This is a genomic window from Synechococcus sp. R70.1 (assembly GCF_047461675.1).
Classification (GTDB): domain Bacteria; phylum Cyanobacteriota; class Cyanobacteriia; order Thermostichales; family Thermostichaceae; genus Thermostichus.
In genome coordinates, this window is record NZ_JANSHR010000080.1 from 1 (window position 1) to 722 (window position 722).

The 722-nt window shown below is 62.2% G+C and carries 1 protein-coding gene; it reads right to left on the minus strand.

Translation table 11 applies throughout. The features are described from left to right. Positions 1-722, minus strand: a 722-nt coding sequence (locus NW807_RS09425; RefSeq protein ID WP_414425937.1) for a hypothetical protein, incomplete at both ends; no start/stop codon positions are given.

Genomic DNA, 722 nt, shown 5'->3' on the forward strand with positions numbered 1-722 from the left:
ATGTTCACCGAGTCGCCCAAGACCTCGCTGGGCCGCCAGAGATCCTCCGCCGCCCGGGCAAAGCGCCGGTCTTCCCGGTTTTCATTGGGTCCGGATCGCAGCCGCCCGTAGAAGTTGCTGTAGAGGCCGTCTGCTCCGAAGTTAAGAAGAGCTGTGAACTCCTCCAGCCGCTGCCCGTTCCTCGTCTGGTGCAGGTTAAAGTCCCCTTGGATGTAAACGGGGTTGTCGGAAATAAAAGACAAGCCAAAGATCGCGTCGTCAGGGTTGAACCCACCCCGGGCCAACACTGCCCCGTTGCGCAGCCGGAAGCCGTAGGGCCGCCGATCCGGATCCGCGTAGTAGTCCACCGGCTTAGGGCTAAGTCCGGCATCGGAAACAGGGGGATCCCAGACCGTTTGGCCATTGTCGGCCGTGCCGCGACCTGGCTGACCGGCGTTCATAATACCGGCATCGCCCAGGTCACCGCTGGCATTCCCCGCTTGCCATTCGGCCAGGTAGCTATCAAAAGTGCCCAAGGGCGGGCGGGCAATGGCATCCTCCCGTACCGCATCTTCCCGGAAGGCGTAGAAAATGCCACCCTCGCGGCCTTCTTGCACACCGGCAGGCAGCCAAGTATCCCCGTTAATCAACCCGTTGGCCTGTCCGTTGACGTTGTTGGTCAGCAGGGCCAGGTCGATGTTGAGGGCCCGCACCGCCATCGCCTCGCGGCCATCGTAAAAGAC